A 17365-nucleotide genomic window follows, 5' to 3' on the forward strand; every position below is an offset into this window, starting at 1 on the left:
GCCCACGTCCAACCCCCCTCGGAAGACCCCAAAAGGGACTTCCTCCTGTGCAAGGAGAGCGCGTGCTCACTGTCGGTGACCAGTTCCCCCTCTACGACCTGACCGCCTGCGTGTCGCTGGAGAGCGGCAAGGAGTTCGGGCAGATCGACCACAAGTCCTACGAGGGCAAGTGGCGTGTGGTGTTTTTCTGGCCCAAGGACTTCACTTTCGTCTGCCCGACCGAGATCGCCGCTTTCGGCAAGCTGAACGACGAGTTCGCGGACCGCGACGCCCAGATCCTCGGCGTCTCCGGCGACTCCGAGTTCGTTCACCACGCCTGGCGCAAGGACCACGCCGACCTGCGTGACCTGCCCTTCCCGATGCTCGCCGACTCCAAGCACGAGCTCATGCGCGACTGCGGCGTCGAGGGCGAGGACGGCTTCGCCCAGCGCGCCGTCTTCATCGTGGACCCGAACAACGAGATCCAGTTCACGATGGTGACCGCCGGCTCCGTGGGCCGTAACCCCAAGGAGGTCCTGCGGGTCCTGGACGCCCTGCAGACCGACGAGCTGTGCCCCTGCAACTGGAACAAGGGCGAGGGCACCCTCGACGCCGCCGCGCTCCTGTCGGGCGAGTGATCTGACATGGCCCTCGACGAACTGAAGTCCGCCATACCGGACTTCGCCAAGGACCTGAAGCTGAACCTCGGTTCGGTGATCGGCAACAGCGAGCTGCCGCAGCAGCAGCTCTGGGGCACGGTCCTGGCCTGCGCGATCGCCTCGCGCTCGCCGAAGGTCCTGGCCGAGCTGGAGCCGGAGGCCAAGGCCAACCTCAAGCCCGAGGCGTACACGGCCGCCAAGTCCGCCGCCGCGATCATGGCGATGAACAACGTCTTCTACCGGACCCGGCACCTGCTGTCGGACCCGGAGTACGGGACGCTGCGCGCCGGTCTGCGGATGAACGTCATCGGCAACCCGGGCGTCGAGAAGGTCGACTTCGAGCTGTGGTCGCTGGCCGTCTCCGCGATCAACGGCTGCGGCCAGTGCCTGGACTCGCACGAGCAGGTCCTGCGCAAGGCAGGTGTCGACCGCGAGACGATCCAGGAGGCCGTCAAGATCGCCTCGGTGATCCAGGCGGTCGGCGTGACGCTGGACGCGGAAGCGCTCATCGCCGAGTGAGGCGAGTGACGTGACGAGAAGGGCCCCGGGGTACGAACCCCGGGGCCCTTCTCCGTCGCTGTCACTGCTTGAGCGCGGCCATCAACGCCCGGGCGTCCTCGACGAGGAAGTCCCCGATCCCCGACAGATCGGCGGACCTCGGCTGCTCGACGGCCTCCCCGGTCGCCGGATCGGTCTCGTACACCCCGATCGTCATGAGTTCGATCCTCACCTCGGCCTGGCCGTCGAGGACATGGATCCAGGCACCGGTGGAGGGTCCCTTCGGCGGCCTGTCCACGTACAGGAACGCCTTCTCACCCAGCCCGTCGACCCGATCGACGTTCTCCTCGTAGCCGGAGTCCTCGATCTGGACCTCGAACTCCGGTTCCGGGTCGGTCGCCCTGTGCAGCGAGTAGGTGACCGCCGCGTCGAAGCCGGTCTCCGGATTCCCCAGCGTCGCATTGCACCGGGCGACGTCCAGCGCGGGATGTTCCGTGGTCAGGCCGTTGGCGTCGGTCGCCTTCTTGCCGAGGGCCGTGGACAGCGCCTTCAGCTCCGACTGCTCGCAGAGGTTCGAGGTGGCCCGGTACCCGCCCAGGTCGGGTCCCCCGTCCTGGGTCCGCTCGTACGCGTAGAGTCCGCCGGCCCACACCGCCGACGCCACCACCGCGCCGCCCAGCGCCCACAACCAGGGAGGGCGCGGACGCGGCCGGCGCGGTGCCGGCTCGTTCCGTACGGTCTCCGCCAAGGGGAACTCCGCACCGCCCGCCAGCTCCGGCTCGGAGATCATGCGTCACCCCGCTCGGGTGAACCGGGCGCCGGGGTCGGCGCCACCTCGTACGCCGTCGCTCCGTGCGGTCCCGGTGAGCTGAGCATGGCCTGTTCCTGACTGTAGGCACGGAGGTAGCCGACCACGGTGTTGGTGACCGCGACCAGCGGCACCGCCACCACCGCGCCACCGATACCGGCGGTCAGACCGCCGGCCGCGACCGCGAGGACGACGGCCAGCGGGTGGACCCGGACCGCGCGGCCCAGGATGAACGGCTGGAGCACATGGCCTTCGATCTGCTGCACGGCGAGGACCACGACGAGGACCATGAGGGCGGTGAACACCCCGTTGGTGACAAGGGCGACCACGACCGCGAGGGCGCCGGAGATGACCGCGCCGACCAGCGGGATGAAGGCGAAGAGGAAGATGAACACGGCCAGCGGGACGGCCATCGGGACATCGAGGAAGTAGAGCCCGAGGCCGATGAAGACAGCGTCGATCAGTGCGACGAGCACCGTGCCCCGCACATAGGCGGTCAGCGTCCGCCAGGCCCGGGGCCCCGCGCCGGCGACGCCCGGGCGGGCCTGCGCGGGCACCAGCTTCAGCGTCCACTGCCAGACCTTCTTGCCGTCGTACAGCAGGAAGAGCGTGGAGAACATCGCGAGCAGGATGCCGGTCAGCGCCTCGACGACGACGGTGACGCCCTGGAGTCCGGCGGAGGTGATCTGCTCGGTGTTGGCGCCGACGGTGTCGCTGAGGTTCTTCGCGATGTCGTTGATCTGCTTCTCGGTCACGTGGAACGGACTGTCGAGCAGCCACTGCTTGAGCTCTTCGATGCCGTCCCTGACCCGGTCGGACAGGTTGTCGATGTTGTCCATGACCTGCCAGACCACGAACCAGCCGACCAAGCCCATGATCACGAAGCCTGAGACGGCGGTGACGGCCGTGGCCAGCCCGCGCGGCAGCCCGGCATGGCGCAGCCACTTCACCGTGGGCTGGAGCAGGGCGGTGACGAGCAGCGCGGCGACGAAGGCGAGGACGACCAGCTGCACGGAGCTGATCACCTTCATCAGCACCCAGACCGTGCCGGCGAGCACGAGCAGCCGCCAGCCGGCCTCGGCGGCGACCCTCATGCCCCACGGGATCGCGGCGACCGGGTCGGGCCGCGCGGCGACGGCGGGGGCGTAGGCCGGCGGGGCCGGTACGGAGACGGCGGTACTGCCGGTCCACGGCGCACGCCGCCCGGGCCACCGCGCGGACTCGAACGTGCCCTTGAGGTGCGGGCCTCCGCCGGACTCCTCCTCGGCCTCGGCGGCGGGTCGGGTGCCGGGGGCTGTGGCCGCATCGGTGCCGGGCTCCTGCCCGGGCGTGGAGGCGGACTCGGGCGTACCGCCCGCGTCTTCGGCGGTCGGGGGCGTCGACCCACTGCCGGTTGTGCCCGATTCGCCCGGTCCGTCCGGCCGTTCCGCGTGCGCCCGGCGCTCGTCCAGCCGGTCACCCATGCGACTCAGGCCCTCGCCCAGCCGGTTCAGCCACCGTGGCAGTCTCGACATGATCTTCCCTCTTCCCCCCGCTCACTCCCCCCGGGAGCCGTGGACCAGAAACCTACACGCATGAAACCCCCCACCGTAGGACGGTGAGGGGCTCCACAAGGTTGAGCTCGCCGGTCTAGTACCAGCGGTTGGCCTGCCAGAAGTTCCACGCGCCGCAGGGGCTGTCGTAGCGGTTGTTCATGTAGCTCAGGCCCCACTTGATCTGGGTGGCCGGGTTCGTCTGCCAGTCGGCGCCGGCCGACGACATCTTCGAACCCGGGAGGGCCTGGACGAGACCGTAGGCGCCCGAGGACGGGTTGGTCGCGCGGTAGTTCCAGCCGGACTCGTGGTCCACGATGTTGCTGAAGCACTGGAACTGCGAGGCCGGAATCATCTGCCGGGCGATCGCCTTGACCTCGGCGATGGAGTACGAGCCCTGGGCGGAGAAGCTCGAAGCGTCGCGGACGGAGGAACGTTCGGCACGCGCTTCGGCGTCCTTGCGCTCCTGCTCCGCCTTGTCGGCGGCCTTCTTCTTCGCTTCGGCGTCCTTGGCGGCCTGAATACGGGCCGCTTCCTCCGCGGACTTCTTCATGGCCGAGTCGGCCGCAGCGGCCTGGACGTCGGCCTGCTCCGAGAGCGAGGAGACCTGTACCTGGGCCTGCTCGCCCGCGGGGATGTCCGCGAGCAGCGTGGTGTCGGCCGCGGTGGCCTCGAAGTTGTCGTCCGAGGGCTGGGTGTTGCCCGAGGCAACACCCACGACGGCGCCGACGGTGGTGACCGCAGTGGCCGAAGCCACCGCGAATCCCCGGACCGAGATCCGGCTCACACGGTTTCCTTCCAGCATCGCCCACGCAGGTGACCAAGCGGGCGAAATCGTGCCCCTTGCGCTGGTCTCCGACGTACTGGGTCACAGAAGACACGGGCCCGTGGTGCTGTGGGCGGCATACGGCGAACGATTGTTGAGTTGTGTGGTGCAGCACCCTTGAGGGTGCACGTGTGCCGTATGCGGGGCCTGACGGAAGCAAGACTCTGCCGGACGGCGACGCCGCAAGGCAATTCTGCGTTGCGTGTGAAAGCTCACACCTCGTAAGTCACAGGGGTTTTGGCGAATTCTGCGGACAGCACGACGCCGCCCGGCTAAGCTCCTGCGCTTTGCCGGGCGGCGCCAACTCCCGTACGGGTACGGGACGGTGCGAAACGGGTCAGATCTGGCCGTCCTCCAGCATCTCGGTCACGAGCGCGGCGATCTGCGAGCGCTCGGAGCGGGTCAGGGTCACGTGGGCGAAGAGCGGATGACCCTTCAGCTTCTCGACCACGGCGACCACTCCGTCGTACCGGCCGACCCTGAGGTTGTCGCGCTGGGCGACATCATGGGTCAGCACCACACGGGAGTTCGCCCCAATACGGGACAGAACGGTCAGCAGGACGTTCCGCTCCAGGGACTGGGCCTCGTCCACGATGACGAAGGCGTCATGGAGGGAGCGGCCCCGGATGTGGGTGAGCGGCAGGACCTCCAGCATCCCGCGGCCCAGCACCTCCTCGATGACCTCACGGCTCGCCACCGCCGAGAGCGTGTCGAAGACCGCCTGAGCCCAGGGGCTCATCTTCTCGGCCTCGCTGCCCGGGAGATAGCCGAGCTCCTGGCCGCCGACCGCGTACAGCGGACGGAACACCATCACCTTCTGGTGCTGCCGGCGCTCCAGGACCGCCTCCAGGCCCGCGCAGAGCGCCAGCGCGGACTTGCCCGTGCCGGCCCGGCCGCCCATCGAGATGATGCCGACGTCCGGGTCCAGGAGCAGATCGAGCGCGATCCGCTGCTCGGCGCTGCGGCCGCGGATGCCGAACGCCTCCCGGTCGCCCCGCACCAGCCGGACGTTGCCCTCGGCCGTGATCCGGCCGAGCGCCTTGCCCCGCTCGGACTGCAGGACCAGGCCCGTGTGCACCGGGAGCTCGGCGGCCTCCGGGACGTACAGCGTGTCCTGGTCGTAGAGGATGTCCACCTGGTCGGCAGAGAGGGCAAGTTCGGACATTCCGGTCCAACCGGAGTCCGTGATGGCGAGCTCCGCTCGGTACTCCTCCGCGAGGAGACCGACCGAGGACGCCTTGATGCGCAGCGGCAGGTCCTTGGAGACGACCGTGACGTCGTACCCCTCGGCCTGGAGATTCCGCGCGACCGCCAGAATCCGTGAGTCGTTGTCCCCCAACCGGTAGCCGGCCGGGAGCACGCCGGGGTCGGAATGGTTCAGCTCGACACGCAGGGTGCCTCCCAGATCCCCGATGGGGAGCGGGGAGTCCAGGCGCCCGTACCTGACCCGGAAGTCGTCCAGGAGGCGCAGGGCCGCCCGGGCGAAGTAGCCGAGCTCGGGGTGGTGCCGCTTGGCCTCCAACTCGGTGACCACGACGATCGGGAGCACGACCTCGTGCTCGTCGAAGCGGGACACGGCGTTGGGGTCGGCCAGCAGGACGCTGGTGTCGAGTACGTAGGTGCGCCTGTCGGACAAGCGGCGCTTAGTGCTGGTCACCACGGAAGGACAGACCCCCTTTGACGACCCTTGTGAGGTCGGGGCGCGACGGAAGCGGTGTCGCTGCGGGATGGGACCGGGCTCTGGCCACGACGCGCGGGCCGAGCTCCGGCCCTCCGCTCCGTCCGTACATGTCCTGCACGGTCGTCCTGGTGCAACGGGCCTCCCGGGTGGCGGTCTCCGTGCCGCTCACTCTGGAAGGGGTATTCCCTCGAACACCCGCCGCCATGCCATGGCATATGACGACGTGTTCATACTGTGCCTTCCGGGGGACGACCCCCGTGTCCCCGGCCCGGACGACCCGCCCCGCGGCGGACTCCCGGCCCCCGTCGGGGCCGTGGCTGCCGGCCTCCGTCAGGTGCCGTAGCGGCGGTGCCGGGCCGCGTAGTCGCGCAGCGCGCGCAGGAAGTCGACCTTGCGGAAGGCCGGCCAGTGGACCTCGCAGAAGTAGTACTCCGAGTGGGCGCTCTGCCACAACATGAACCCGGACAGACGCTGCTCACCACTCGTACGGATCACCAGGTCCGGGTCGGGCTGGCCGCGCGTGTAGAGGTGCTCGGAGATGTGCTCGACGTCGACAATCTCGGCGAGCTCCTCGAAGCTCGTCCCCTTCTCCGCGTGCTCCAGGAGCAGCGAGCGGACCGCGTCCGCGATCTCCTGGCGGCCGCCGTAGCCCACGGCGACGTTGACGAGTATCCCCGTGTTGTCGTGGGTGGACTGCTCGGCTTCCTTCAGCACGGACTGGGTGCGGGCGGGCAGCAGGTCGAGCGTGCCCACGTGGTGCACCCGCCAGCGGCCGTCGGAGGCCAGGGCGCGCACAGCGTCCTCGATGATCGCGAGCAGCGGGACGAGCTGCGCCTCGGGCCGGTTCAGGTTGTCCGTGGAGAGCATCCAGAGCGTGACGACCTCGACGTCGGTCTCGGCGCACCAGCCGAGCAGCTCCTGGATCTTGTCCGCGCCGGCCTTGTGGCCCTGCTCGGGGGTTCCACCGGAGGCCTTGGCCCAGCGCCGGTTGCCGTCGAGGATGACACCGATGTGCTTGGGCACCTGGTCATGGTCGAGGCGGCCTTCCACCCGGCGTGCGTAGAGCCCGTACACCAGGTCGCGCAGGTTCACTGTTCTTAACCCCTCCATGCAGCGGCGGTCCCCGAAGCCGACACATTACTGCGCACGGGTCAAAGGCTCCCAGCCCGGGACTGTCACAAGTCCGTGATAAGCAGAGATACGTGACTGATTCCTCCCCGTACCGCGCCTCCGCGGACCGCTACGAGCACATGGAGTACCGCCGCACCGGCCGCAGCGGGCTCAAGCTGCCCGCCGTCTCCCTCGGTCTGTGGCACAACTTCGGCGACGACCGCGCGCTCGACTCCCAGCGCGCGATCCTGCGCCGCGCCTTCGATCTCGGTGTGACCCACTTCGACCTGGCGAACAACTACGGGCCGCCGCCCGGCTCGGCCGAGCTGAACTTCGGCAAGATCTTCGCGCAGGACTTCGCGTCCTACCGGGACGAGCTGATCGTCTCGACGAAGGCCGGCTATCTGATGCACCCCGGCCCGTACGGGGAGTGGGGCTCCCGCAAGTACCTGATGTCCTCGCTCGACGCCTCGCTGAAGCGGATGGGCCTCGACTACGTCGACATCTTCTACTCGCACCGCTTCGACCCGCACACCCCGCTGGAGGAGACGATGGGAGCGCTCGCCTCCGCCGTCCAGCAGGGCAAGGCGCTGTACGTCGGTGTCTCCTCCTACAACAGCGAGCAGACCGCCGAGGCCGCGCGGATCCTCAAGGAGATGGGTGTCCCGGCGCTCATCCACCAGCCGTCGTACTCGATGATCAACCGCTGGACCGAGGAGGACGCCCTCCTCGACACGCTGGAGGCGGCCGGCATGGGCTGCATCTCCTTCGTGCCGCTGGCGCAGGGGCTGCTCACCAACAAGTACCTGAAGGGCATCCCGGAGGGTTCGCGGGCCACGCAGGGCAAGTCCCTCGACCCGAACCTGCTCTCCGACGAGGTGCTGCGACGGCTGCACGGCCTGGCCGACATCGCCGAGCGCCGCGGACAGTCGCTCGCGCAGCTCGCGCTGTCGTGGGTGCTGCGCGACGAGCGGATGACCTCTGCCCTGATCGGCGCGTCCAGCGTCGGGCAGCTGGAGGAGAACGTGGCCGCGCTCGCCGGGCCGCCGCTGACGGAGGAGGAGCTGAAGGAGATCGACTCCTTCGCCGTGGACACCGAGGGCACCAACATCTGGGCCGGACGGAACTGACCCGTCCGGGTTCCGAAGGCCGGGGGCCTCGTCCCCGGCTCGCGGTCCTGGGGCCTGGTCCCTGGGGCCTGGTCCCTGGGTCCCGGTGCTGGGTCCCGTCCTGGGAAGGCCTGGGTCCCGTCCTCGGAGGGCCTGGGTTCCGTCCTCGGAGGGCCTGGGTTCCGGTCCGAGGAACGAAAAACGGGCCGGTCCGTGGGGGGGATACGGACCGGCCCGAGGGGGGGTTTCCACCATAACCCTTCATCCGCGGTGCTGCGTGCCAAGCGGCGCCAATGGTCTGTCCCGGAATTGCCGGAGCCCAGACAGGACAAGGGCCGTGGAGCCCGTTGGCGGGTTTGCGCCCCGGCGTGGCGGCGGGATCCGTACCTCCCAAGAGGGACCCCCGAGGAGAGGCCCCCGGTTGACGGCGCGCACCTCCGGCACAGGTCAGCGGCCGGGCACAGGTCAGGCGGCCTGCTCCGCCTTGCGGGCGAGGATCTCTGCCATGAAGCGGTCGCCCCACTCCCCCAGCGGCACCAGCGCCGTGTTCAGCGCCTCACCGAATTCCGTCAGGGAGTACTCCACCCGGGGCGGGACCTCCGGGTAGACCTCCCGGTGGACGACTCCGTCCCCCTCCAGCTCGCGCAGCTGCTGGATCAGCACCTTCTCGCTGACACCGGTGAGCTGCCGCCTGAGCTCCCCCAGGCGCGTCGCGCCGTGCGTGTGCAGCGCCCACAGGATCAGCGGCTTCCACTTGCCGCCGACGACGTCGACGGCCGCGTCGAGCCCGCAGTCGTACCTGGTCTTCCCCTTGGCCATCGCCAACTCCTCGATTCGTCCCGACTGTTCGGTCAAGGCGGACAGACTCCGACCTATTCCGGCCCTACCGTCGAACCATGACCGCTACCCCACCACAGGTCGGCTGGGCCCAGGCCGACGCCCGAAGGATCCACCGGCAGTTCCTGGACGAACCGACCGACGCGCCGCCGGCGGCGGTGGCCGCCGCGATGCTCGGGGCGCACGCCCAGGTCCTCTCGGCCGCCGAGCTGTCCCTGGCGCTGCGTACGGCCGAGGCGACGCGGGTCGAGGTGCGCGCGGCAGTGAGGGAGGACCGCACGCTGGTCAAGACGTACGGCCCGCGCGGCACCGTGCACCTGCTGCCGGCCGGCGATCTGCCGCTGTGGACGGGGGCGCTCTCCGCGGTCCCGTGGACGCGCGCCCTGCCCGACGGGCTGCGGCTGACGGAGGCGCAGACCGAGGAGGTCATCGCCGCGATCGGAGACGCGCTGACGGGCACGGAGCTGACCGTGGACGAGCTGACGGACGCGATCGTGGCCCGCACCGGACCCTGGGCGGGCGAGCGGGTGATGGAGGCCTTCCAGGACAAGTGGCCCCGCTGGCGCCAGGTGACCCATCTGGCCGGCTGGCGCGGGGTCCTCGCCTTCGGGGCGGACCGGGGCCGGAAGGTCACGTACACGAACCCCGGGGCACGCCCCATGGAGGGGACGAAGGCGCTGCGCGCGCTGGTGGAGCGCTATCTGTACACGTACGGCCCCGCGACTCCGAAGCACTTCGCGCGCTGGTTGGCGGCCCCGGCCGGCTGGGCGGGTGAGCTGTTCGCCGCGGCGGCCGGGGAGGGACGGATCGAGGAGGTCTCCTTCGAGGGTGCGGCGGCGTGGGTCGTCGCCGGGGACACGGAGTTCCCGGACGCGCCCGCGCGGGGGGTGCGGCTGCTGCCGTACTTCGACGCGTTCTCGATCGCCTCGCAGCCGCGCGAACGGCTCTTCCCGGGGAAGGCGTACGAGCGGGCGCTGGCGGGCGGGCAGGCCGGGAACTACCCGGTGCTGCTGGTGGACGGGGTCGTCGCCGGGGTGTGGCACCAGCGGCGCTCCGGAAAGCGGATCGCGGTGACGGTGGAGCCGCTGAAGCGGCTGACCGCGACGCGAGTGCGAGAGCTGGAGGCGCAGGCCGCCCGGGTCGGGGCGGTCCTGGAGGGTACGGCGGAGCTGACGGTGGGCCGGGTGGAGGTGGGGCCGCACGCGTGAGGGGCACGCGCGCGTGAGGCGGGGCGGACGTGCGGCGGGGCGGGGCGGGGCGGACGTGCGGCGGGGCGGGGCGGGGTGTGCGTGAGGCGAGGTGGGCGGCACGCGCCGGGGGGCGGGGCGGCACACGCGCGTGAGGCGGGGCGGACGTACGTGAGGCGGGGCGGGCGGCACGCGCGCGTGAGGCGGGGCGGGCGGGGTGTGGGCCCCGCCCACCGGAGCCACCCGAGCCGCGCCGTCACATCGTCCGACGGCGCAGGAGCGTCACCCCGTCCCCCTCCGCCACCAGCTCGTACCCGTACACCTGACGCGCCAGCCTCAGCTCCGTCTCCTGCACGTCGAGCCGGTACGGCCACTGCCCCTGCGAGCCCAGCCAGCCCTCCGGCGCCTCCCGGTCGTGGACGATCCATTCCGCGGTGGGCTGCGGCAGGAAGCTCAGCGGGGACCTCGGCGCCTGCTCCTCCACCGGGTACGTCGGGAAGACCACGACCGAGCAGCGCGAAGTGAGCTGCGGTACCAGCCGGTTGGAGGCGGCCACGGTCGCCCCGTCGGGGATCCGCGCCAACAGCGCGCGGGCGGTCGCGACGTGCGGGTCGGTGCGCCAGGTCGACACCGCAGCCACCTGCGCGAGAGGGAAGGACGGCACCAGGATCACCGTCACCGCCAGGACGGTGAGGAGCGAGGCGCGCACCTCACGGACCCGGAGCGGATACGGCTCGCTGCGCCACACGGACAGCGCGTCGATGAGAGCGGCGAAGACGACCGGCATCAGGATCGCGCTGTAGTGGAAGGCCGTGCCCCAGTGGGAGCTGGTCTCGGAGAGCATCCGCCAAGAGAGCGTCGGGACGGCGATCAGCGCGAGCGGCGAACGCAGGGCGAGCAGCGCGGACGGGGCGAAGATCAGGACCAGGGTCACCGCCTTGACCTCGGGCTGCAGCGCGTCGATCGGAAGCATGGCGAGGGTGGCGAGCAGGGAGCCGTCGGTGTCGGGCAGGTTGCCGCCGTAGAAGTACTCCCCGGCGGGGTTCACGGCCGGCAGCAGCACCTTGATCGCGAGGACCGAGCCGAGCAGCCCGCCGACCGCGGTCACGGCGCCGAGCCTGCGCGGGCCCTTGACGGCGATGTACACGCCGATGGCGGCCACGGTGAGCCCCAGGTCCTCCTTGACGAACAGCAGCGGTACGGCCCAGGCGACCGCGGCGCCCCACCGCTGACGGCCGAGCGCTTCCAGGGAGAACGCCAGCAGGGGTACGGCGAAGGCGACCTCGTGGAAGTCGAAGACGACGGCGGAGGCGATGCCCCAGCTCAGCCCGTATCCGGCGGCGACCGCATGAGCCGCCCAGGTGCCGAGCACCCGCTGGGCCCAGCGCGCGAGCGGCACGACGGCGAGGGCGAGCAGGGCGGACTGGGCGACGAGCAGACACGTCGCGGAGGGCCAGATCCGGTAGAGCGGCGCGAGGACGGCGAGGAGCGGGTGGAAGTGGTCGCCGAGGAGGTTGAAGTCCTCGCCGCGCAACGGGGCGACCGGGGCGCGGACTTCGGAGTAGGCGCGCACGGCCTGCTCGAAGATGCCGAGGTCGTACCCCGTGGTGCGCAGGAGGAAGTGTCGGCGCAGGGCGACGGTCGCGTACAGGAGGCACAGACCGGCGGCCCAGGCCCAGGGCAGGAGGGAGCGCTTGCGGAGCACGGGGGCGGCGGGCCGCTCGGGGACTGGCGGGGTCTTCGCGGTCGGTTCGGACGAATCACCTGGCAGGTCCGGCAGATCACCGGTCTTTTTCCACATATATGCGGATGCTAGGGCGTAGCGACGAACGCTCCCATGAGCACGCCGAACAGCGCGCCGCCGATCATGAACGGCCCGAACGGGATCGCCGACTTACGGCTCCCCCGCCGCGCAAGGACGAGGCCGAGCCCGTACAGCGAGCCGAGGAGGAACCCCGAGAAGGCTCCGACGAAGAGGATCCCCCAGCCGTACCAACCGAGGGCGGAGCCGAGCGAGAGCGCGAGCTTGACGTCACCGAGGCCCATGCCGTTCGGGTGGATCAGGAACAGCACGAGATAGCCGCCGCCCAGAGCGAGCCCGCCGAGCAGCGCGTGGAGCCAGGAACCGGCGTCGTACGGCAGGAGTTCGGCCCCGAGGAGGAGCAGGGGCGTGGCGGCGGCGAGCGGGAGCGTGAGCTGGTCGGGCAGCCGGTGGACGCGTACGTCGACGGTCGCGAGGAGCACGGCGAAGGGCGCGTAGAGGAGCCAGACCGCGAGCTCGGGGCGGGGGCCGGTGACGGCGGCGAGGGCGGCACAGGCGAGGGCGGTGAGGAGGGAGGGGGTGAGGCGGGAGGAGAGGGACGGGCCGAGGGAGGGGGGCGCGGGGTGCGGGGGCGCGGGGTGCGGGGGCGCGGGCTGGGGGCCGGGGTGCGCCGTACTTTCCGCACTCGCCGTACCGACCGAACGGACGCCGGGCGTACGGTCGCCGGGCGTACGGTCGCCGGGCGTACGGTCCGCGCAGGCGGCGCAGCCCGGGCCGCCGAGCCAGCCGCGCGCGGGGCCGACCAGGGCGTGTCCCGCCTCGCAGCTGTCCCGCCACCGCTCCTCCGGATGGACCGACAGCCGGTACGCGGCGCGTGGCACGAGCAGTCCGGCTGTTGCACCCCACAGGGCGGCGACGACGATCAGCGTGGCGTACACGCGCGGCACCCTACCCAGCCGGGCCGCTACCGTCTCCCCTATGGGGAGACCGGGGAAATGGCGTGACGGAGCGGGAAGTCTGCTCGTCGGGGAGACCTCCGCCGGAGGGGACCCACTCCCGCTGGAGATCGCGGCGTCCTACAGGGCGCGGCGGCGCGGCCTGCTCGGCCGGGACGGGATCGGGGGCGCCCTGCTCATCACCCCGACGAACAGCGTGCACACCTTCGGTATGCGCTTCGCGATCGACGTGGCCTACCTGGACCGTTCGTTCACCGTCCTGGACGTGGTCACGATGAGACCGGGGCGGCTCGGGATGATCCGCCTGCGGGGCCGGCACGTGCTGGAGGCCGAGGGCGGCGCGATGGCCGGCTGGGGTCTGCGGCCGGGCGTACGGGTCAGGGTGGTCCCGAGCCGAGGAGAGTGAAGGCTCCGTACACGCCCGACGCGAGCGCGAGCCCGGCGAGGACGAGGATCCGGTTGCGTACCCGGAGCCGTACGAGCGCCACCGCGGCCGGCAGCAGCAGTCCGAACGCGGGCATCATCAGTCGCGGTCGGGAACCGAAGTAGGCGGCTCCGATGAGGGAGACGACCACGACGGCGATCGTGTACACGAGCAGCGGCAGGGGCTGCTTCTGTCGTACGCAGAGGACCACCAGCCATGCGAGCAGACCGAGCGCCGCGCAGAGCCCGAGGGCGGCGAGCGGCGGCAGGCCCCAGATGAAGCGGGCGAGCGCGACCCCACCGTCGATGGAGTTGCCCCAGGCGGCCTGGACGTCGAAATAGGCGGTGGGACTGCCCTCCCGTACCCCGACGTAGACGATGTACGCGAGCCAGCCCAGGGGAGCGATCAGCACACCGCCCACCATGCGGGCGCGCAGCTTGCGTTCGCGGACGACGGTGACGATCGCGGTGATTCCGATGGCCGCGATGAGCGCGGCGGCGGTCGGCCGGGTGAGCCCGGCGAGCACGCAGAGCGCACCGGCCAGGATCCAGCGGTCGCGCAGCACGGCCAGGATCGACCAGGCGGCGAGGGCGGTGAAGAGCGTCTCCGTGTACGCCATCGACTGCACGAACGCTGTCGGGTACACGCCCCAGAGGACGGCGAGGGCGACTCCGGCCTGCCGGCCCGCCGCATGGCTGCCGACTGCGTAGATCCCCCAGGCGGCGGCGAGCGAGGCGGCCCAGGAGACGAGCAGACCGGCGGTGGCGGCGTCGACGGGGAGGACGGTGGACAGGGCCCGTTCGAGGGCCGGGAAGAGGGGGAAGAAGGCGAGGTCGGAGTGGACGCTCCCGTTGGGGAGGGTGACCTGGTAGCCGTACCCGTTCTCCGCGATGCGGACGTACCAGACGGCGTCCCATCGACCCGTCAGCCGGTGCAGCCCGTCCTTGCCGGCCACGGCAGCGGCGACGGCGAGGACCGCGAGGCCGATGACGCGGGTGGCGGCGTAGCCCCCGAGGGCGGCGGCGAGGGATTCCGGGGGACGGGGTCGGTCTGGGGACATGCGCTCGATTATGTCGGGGGCACTTGGGGGGTCGGTCAGGAGGACGGCGGGAAGGACTGCGGGAAGGCGGTACGCCTCCCCTGTCCACCCGTCCTCCGCTCCCCCTCCCGCGGTTCTCACCCACCGGGCCGGATCCTCCCGAACCGTGCGGCCATGACGGGACCGAGCTGGAGGACGATGGCGTGGCCGGGCTCGTCGGGGTAGGGCAGGTCGTTGAGGAACGAGGTGACGATGACCTCGTCGATGCCGAGGACTCCACGTCCGCTCTGCTCCTCGAGGAAGTCGAGGGTGCGGCGCCAGTCGGCCGTGCCCGGGGCCTCGCCGAGGAACGAGCGCACGGTGTCCTGGACGACGTCCCAGAAGAACACGTGGGGCAGTACGCCGCCCTGGTTGAAGACGTGGGTGTCGAAGGCGTCCCGGAATTCGGGGATGTGGTTCACGAGGTCGCTGACCAATTGCACGCTCGGCGTTGTCGTCGTCATCAGCAGTCCACTCCGGAGGAGTCCTGGTGCCCGTTTCGACCAGGATGCGGCATGAGGGCGAGGGTTATCCACAGGGGGTGCGAACTGTCGGGTCTCCGTGGATCGTTGGAGCCATGCACGACTTGGCGAGACTGGCGCGTGGCGGGGTGCTCCTGACCGCGTGGGCGTACGCGGCGGGTTGGCCAGGGGGCGGCCGACTGGGGAGGCGACTGCGCCATGAGGGGTGGCAGCGGATCGGTCGGGGCGTGTGGGCGGTCCCGGGGAAGGAGGTGGATTGGAAGGTCAGGGCGAGCGCGGTCCAGCTGCTGCGTCCGGAGCTGGTGTGCAGCCACGGCACGGCGGCGGCGCTGCACCGGGTCGAGGTCCTGGACGCGAAGGAGGAGGTGGGGGAGGTACTGGAATTCACCGCGAGCCGAGGGGGCGGCGGTGGATCCGCCCGGACGGACCTGAGGGTCCACAGGACGGGCGGGCTCACCGAAGGGGACACCTGCGTCCGGGCAGGCCTCCGGGTGACGAGCCCGGCGCGGACGGTCGGCGACCTGATGCGGAGCTGCGGCACGCGCGAGGGGGCGGTGGTCGCGGCGGACTCGGCTCTGTCCCGCCGCACGGTCCGGGGCATACGCCGCGAGCCGATCGTCCACCACGAGGCCCTGGCGGCCGAACTGACCGCCCGCAGACCGGGCGCGCCCCGGGCGCGCCGCTGGCTCCCTCTGACGAACGCGGCCTCGGGCTCCCCGGCGGAGACGATCGCCCGCCTCCGCATGCACGACGCCGGCCTCCACCCGGAATGCCAACCCCTCCTCCACTCCCGCTCGGGCCGCACCCTCCGCCCGGACTTCCTCTTCCGCGAGGCGGGCCTGGCGATCGAGATCGAGGGCTACGCCTTCCACGGCACCCGCCAGGCCCATGCCCGCGACATCCGCCGCTTCAACGAACTCACGAACTGCCCGGCGATCCACAGAGTCCTCCGCTTCACGGCGACGGACGTCTTCCACCACCCGGACCACATGATCAAAACGATCCGCTCGGCGCTGGGAAACTTGGGGTGAGCGGGCCGGTCGGCATCGGGCGCTACGGCGCCGGGGGCCACCGGCCCTCGTCGACCTCTGGAGACGGGGCCTCGGGCAGCATCGGGGCTACGGGACCTGGGGCCACCGGCCCGCGTCGGCCTCTGGCTGACGGCAGCTGAGGCGAGCGGTCCCGTCAGCATCGGGGCTACGGGGCCCGGGGCCACCGGCCCGCGTCGGCCTCTGGCTCACAGCACCCGAGACGAGCAGGCCCGTCAACATCGGGGCTACGGGGCCCGGGACAAGCCCCCAGCGGGCACGTGCCTGGCGGAGCCTGAGGCGAGCGGGACCGTCCGCATCCGGGCTCCGGCACCAGGGGCCACCGGCCCTCGTCGGCCTCTGGCTCACAGCACCCGAGACGAGCAGGCCCGTCCGCTTCGGGTGCTCCGGCACCCGGGGCCACCGGCCCTCGCCAGCCTCTGGCTCGGCCGCCCTCGCTCCGAGTGTGGCGCCCTCCGCCGGGCCCTCAAGGGCGCTCCCTGCGGTCGCGTCGCTGCGCGATGGCCTCCGGCCACCCTTGACCGCCCGACTCCGGACGCCCTTTCACACTCGGAGGGCGGCCCGGGGGCGTGGCCACGCGGGGAGGCGGGATCGCGGCTGGGCTCGGCTCAGCGCCTGCCGCCGAGTGGGTGGGGCTGCGCAGCAGTTGAATGGGGCGGCCCGGCACCGGCTTAGCGTGTGACGGCCGGCGGGTAGCCGGGGCTCATGCCCCGCTGGTCACTGCCGGTGGGTGGAGAGGTGAGTTGATCAGCGCGAGCGACCCTAAGCCTCCACAACTCACCTTCGGCGGGGCCCAAAGAGCCCCATCCGGGGAAGTTACCGCGAGTAGTGGAGAGCTAGGGACACCAGCCACGACCAGAAGGCCCCACGCCTCCGCCTTTCGCTTCCAGCACCGGGAGGGGACGGAACTGCAGCAAGTCCGCCCACCCGTGCCCAGGACGTGTCTTCGCCACACCCACTCTCAGCCCCAGCTCCGGCTCCCACCTGCGGACTCCTTCCGCACCCCATCCAGGCCCGACCCCCTCTTGGACCCCCAACGCACTCAGCCTCAGCCCCCAGCACTCGCCTTCGGCCTTTCCCCTCGCCTCCTCGACCCCGTCAGGGTTTCGGGAAGGGGCGGGGTGGGGGAATGTCACCACCCACCCAGAGTGACCAGCAGGGCATGAATCCCTGCCACCCACCCATCGCAACACGCTAAGCCGGTGCCTGGACGCCCCATTCAACTGCCGCGCAACACCACCCACGCACCCGCAGGCGCCGAACCCGCCCAGGACCGAGAGAGTTGTCGCGCGGCCACGCCCCCGGCCGCCCTCCGAGTGTGAAAAGGCGACCGGAGGCGGTGGGTCAAGGGTGGGCGAAGCCCATCGCGCAGCGACGCGACCGCAGGG

Annotated in this window: 16 protein-coding genes; 6 read left to right on the top strand and 10 right to left on the bottom strand. The window is 71.2% G+C overall.

All coding sequences use genetic code 11. The features are described 5' to 3' along the window. Positions 1-62: 62 nt before the first annotated feature. Together ACFC0D_RS24420 and ACFC0D_RS24425 are read left to right on the top strand one after the other, a co-directional pair. Positions 63-617 (top strand): peroxiredoxin, encoded by a 555-nt coding sequence (locus tag ACFC0D_RS24420; RefSeq protein WP_376439660.1) that lies wholly within the window; start codon positions 63-65, stop codon positions 615-617. Between the two features lie 6 nt (positions 618-623). After that, on the top strand, positions 624-1157 hold the full coding sequence (locus ACFC0D_RS24425; RefSeq protein WP_329116564.1) for an alkyl hydroperoxide reductase: 534 nt from the start codon (positions 624-626) through the stop codon (positions 1155-1157). Between the two features lie 61 nt (positions 1158-1218). Here ACFC0D_RS24425 and ACFC0D_RS24430 read toward each other — a convergent pair whose 3' ends face one another. The 5 genes from ACFC0D_RS24430 to ACFC0D_RS24450 all read right to left on the bottom strand — a co-directional run bounded on the left by ACFC0D_RS24430 (position 1219) and on the right by ACFC0D_RS24450 (position 7075). After that, positions 1219-1926 carry a hypothetical protein gene (locus ACFC0D_RS24430; protein ID WP_376439664.1) on the bottom strand — a complete coding sequence of 236 codons (708 nt, stop codon included), beginning with the start codon at positions 1924-1926 and terminating at the stop codon, positions 1219-1221. Further along, positions 1923-3458, bottom strand: coding sequence for an AI-2E family transporter (locus tag ACFC0D_RS24435; RefSeq protein WP_376439668.1), 1536 nt, complete (start codon positions 3456-3458; stop codon positions 1923-1925). The genes ACFC0D_RS24430 and ACFC0D_RS24435 overlap by 4 nt, the downstream gene beginning before the upstream one ends. A 115-nt stretch (positions 3459-3573) precedes the next feature. Continuing rightward, complete coding sequence (locus ACFC0D_RS24440) at positions 3574-4263, bottom strand: transglycosylase SLT domain-containing protein (RefSeq protein ID WP_376439671.1); 690 nt, start codon at positions 4261-4263, stop codon at positions 3574-3576. A gap of 376 nt (positions 4264-4639) precedes the next feature. After that, positions 4640-5962, bottom strand: coding sequence for a PhoH family protein (locus ACFC0D_RS24445; protein ID WP_376439674.1), 1323 nt, complete (start codon positions 5960-5962; stop codon positions 4640-4642). A 351-nt stretch (positions 5963-6313) separates the two neighbouring features. Beyond that, positions 6314-7075 carry an isoprenyl transferase gene (locus ACFC0D_RS24450; RefSeq protein WP_376439677.1) on the bottom strand — a complete coding sequence of 254 codons (762 nt, stop codon included), beginning with the start codon at positions 7073-7075 and terminating at the stop codon, positions 6314-6316. Between the two features lie 110 nt (positions 7076-7185). Between ACFC0D_RS24450 and mgrA the strand changes: the two genes are divergently transcribed. After that, a complete protein-coding gene (gene mgrA / locus ACFC0D_RS24455; protein ID WP_376439680.1) occupies positions 7186-8223 on the top strand; it encodes an L-glyceraldehyde 3-phosphate reductase in 1038 nt (345 codons plus the stop codon). A 444-nt stretch (positions 8224-8667) separates the two neighbouring features. Here mgrA and ACFC0D_RS24460 read toward each other — a convergent pair whose 3' ends face one another. Then, the gene (locus ACFC0D_RS24460; protein ID WP_376439682.1) at positions 8668-9021 is read right to left on the bottom strand and encodes a winged helix-turn-helix transcriptional regulator; all 354 of its coding nucleotides are present in this window, start codon (positions 9019-9021) and stop codon (positions 8668-8670) included. Between the two features lie 77 nt (positions 9022-9098). Between ACFC0D_RS24460 and ACFC0D_RS24465 the strand changes: the two genes are divergently transcribed. Next, positions 9099-10247 (top strand): winged helix DNA-binding domain-containing protein, encoded by a 1149-nt coding sequence (locus ACFC0D_RS24465; RefSeq protein ID WP_376439685.1) that lies wholly within the window; start codon positions 9099-9101, stop codon positions 10245-10247. A gap of 235 nt (positions 10248-10482) precedes the next feature. Here the strand turns inward: ACFC0D_RS24465 and ACFC0D_RS24470 are convergent, their stop codons facing one another. Then, positions 10483-12027 carry a DUF2079 domain-containing protein gene (locus tag ACFC0D_RS24470; RefSeq protein ID WP_376439688.1) on the bottom strand — a complete coding sequence of 515 codons (1545 nt, stop codon included), beginning with the start codon at positions 12025-12027 and terminating at the stop codon, positions 10483-10485. An 11-nt stretch (positions 12028-12038) separates the two neighbouring features. Continuing rightward, positions 12039-12926, bottom strand: a complete 888-nt coding sequence (locus ACFC0D_RS24475; protein ID WP_376439691.1) for a prepilin peptidase — start codon at positions 12924-12926, stop codon at positions 12039-12041. 40 nt (positions 12927-12966) lie between these two features. Between ACFC0D_RS24475 and ACFC0D_RS24480 the strand changes: the two genes are divergently transcribed. Continuing rightward, positions 12967-13350, top strand: coding sequence for a DUF192 domain-containing protein (locus ACFC0D_RS24480; RefSeq protein ID WP_376439694.1), 384 nt, complete (start codon positions 12967-12969; stop codon positions 13348-13350). Here ACFC0D_RS24480 and ACFC0D_RS24485 read toward each other — a convergent pair. Continuing rightward, positions 13322-14428 carry a glycosyltransferase family 39 protein gene (locus tag ACFC0D_RS24485; protein ID WP_376439697.1) on the bottom strand — a complete coding sequence of 369 codons (1107 nt, stop codon included), beginning with the start codon at positions 14426-14428 and terminating at the stop codon, positions 13322-13324. The two genes, ACFC0D_RS24480 and ACFC0D_RS24485, sit on opposite strands and share 29 nt — an antisense overlap. A 116-nt stretch (positions 14429-14544) precedes the next feature. After that, positions 14545-14910 carry a hypothetical protein gene (locus tag ACFC0D_RS24490; RefSeq protein WP_376439699.1) on the bottom strand — a complete coding sequence of 122 codons (366 nt, stop codon included), beginning with the start codon at positions 14908-14910 and terminating at the stop codon, positions 14545-14547. 269 nt (positions 14911-15179) lie between these two features. Here ACFC0D_RS24490 and ACFC0D_RS24495 point away from each other — a divergent pair, with 269 nt between their 5' ends. After that, entirely contained in the window at positions 15180-15959 is a 780-nt protein-coding gene (locus ACFC0D_RS24495) for an endonuclease domain-containing protein (protein ID WP_376439701.1), read from the top strand. Positions 15960-17365 lie beyond the last annotated feature (1406 nt).

Origin of the sequence: Streptomyces sp. NPDC056222 (assembly GCF_042264065.1) — a bacterium.
In the GTDB taxonomy this organism is placed as follows: Bacteria; Actinomycetota; Actinomycetes; order Streptomycetales; family Streptomycetaceae; genus Streptomyces.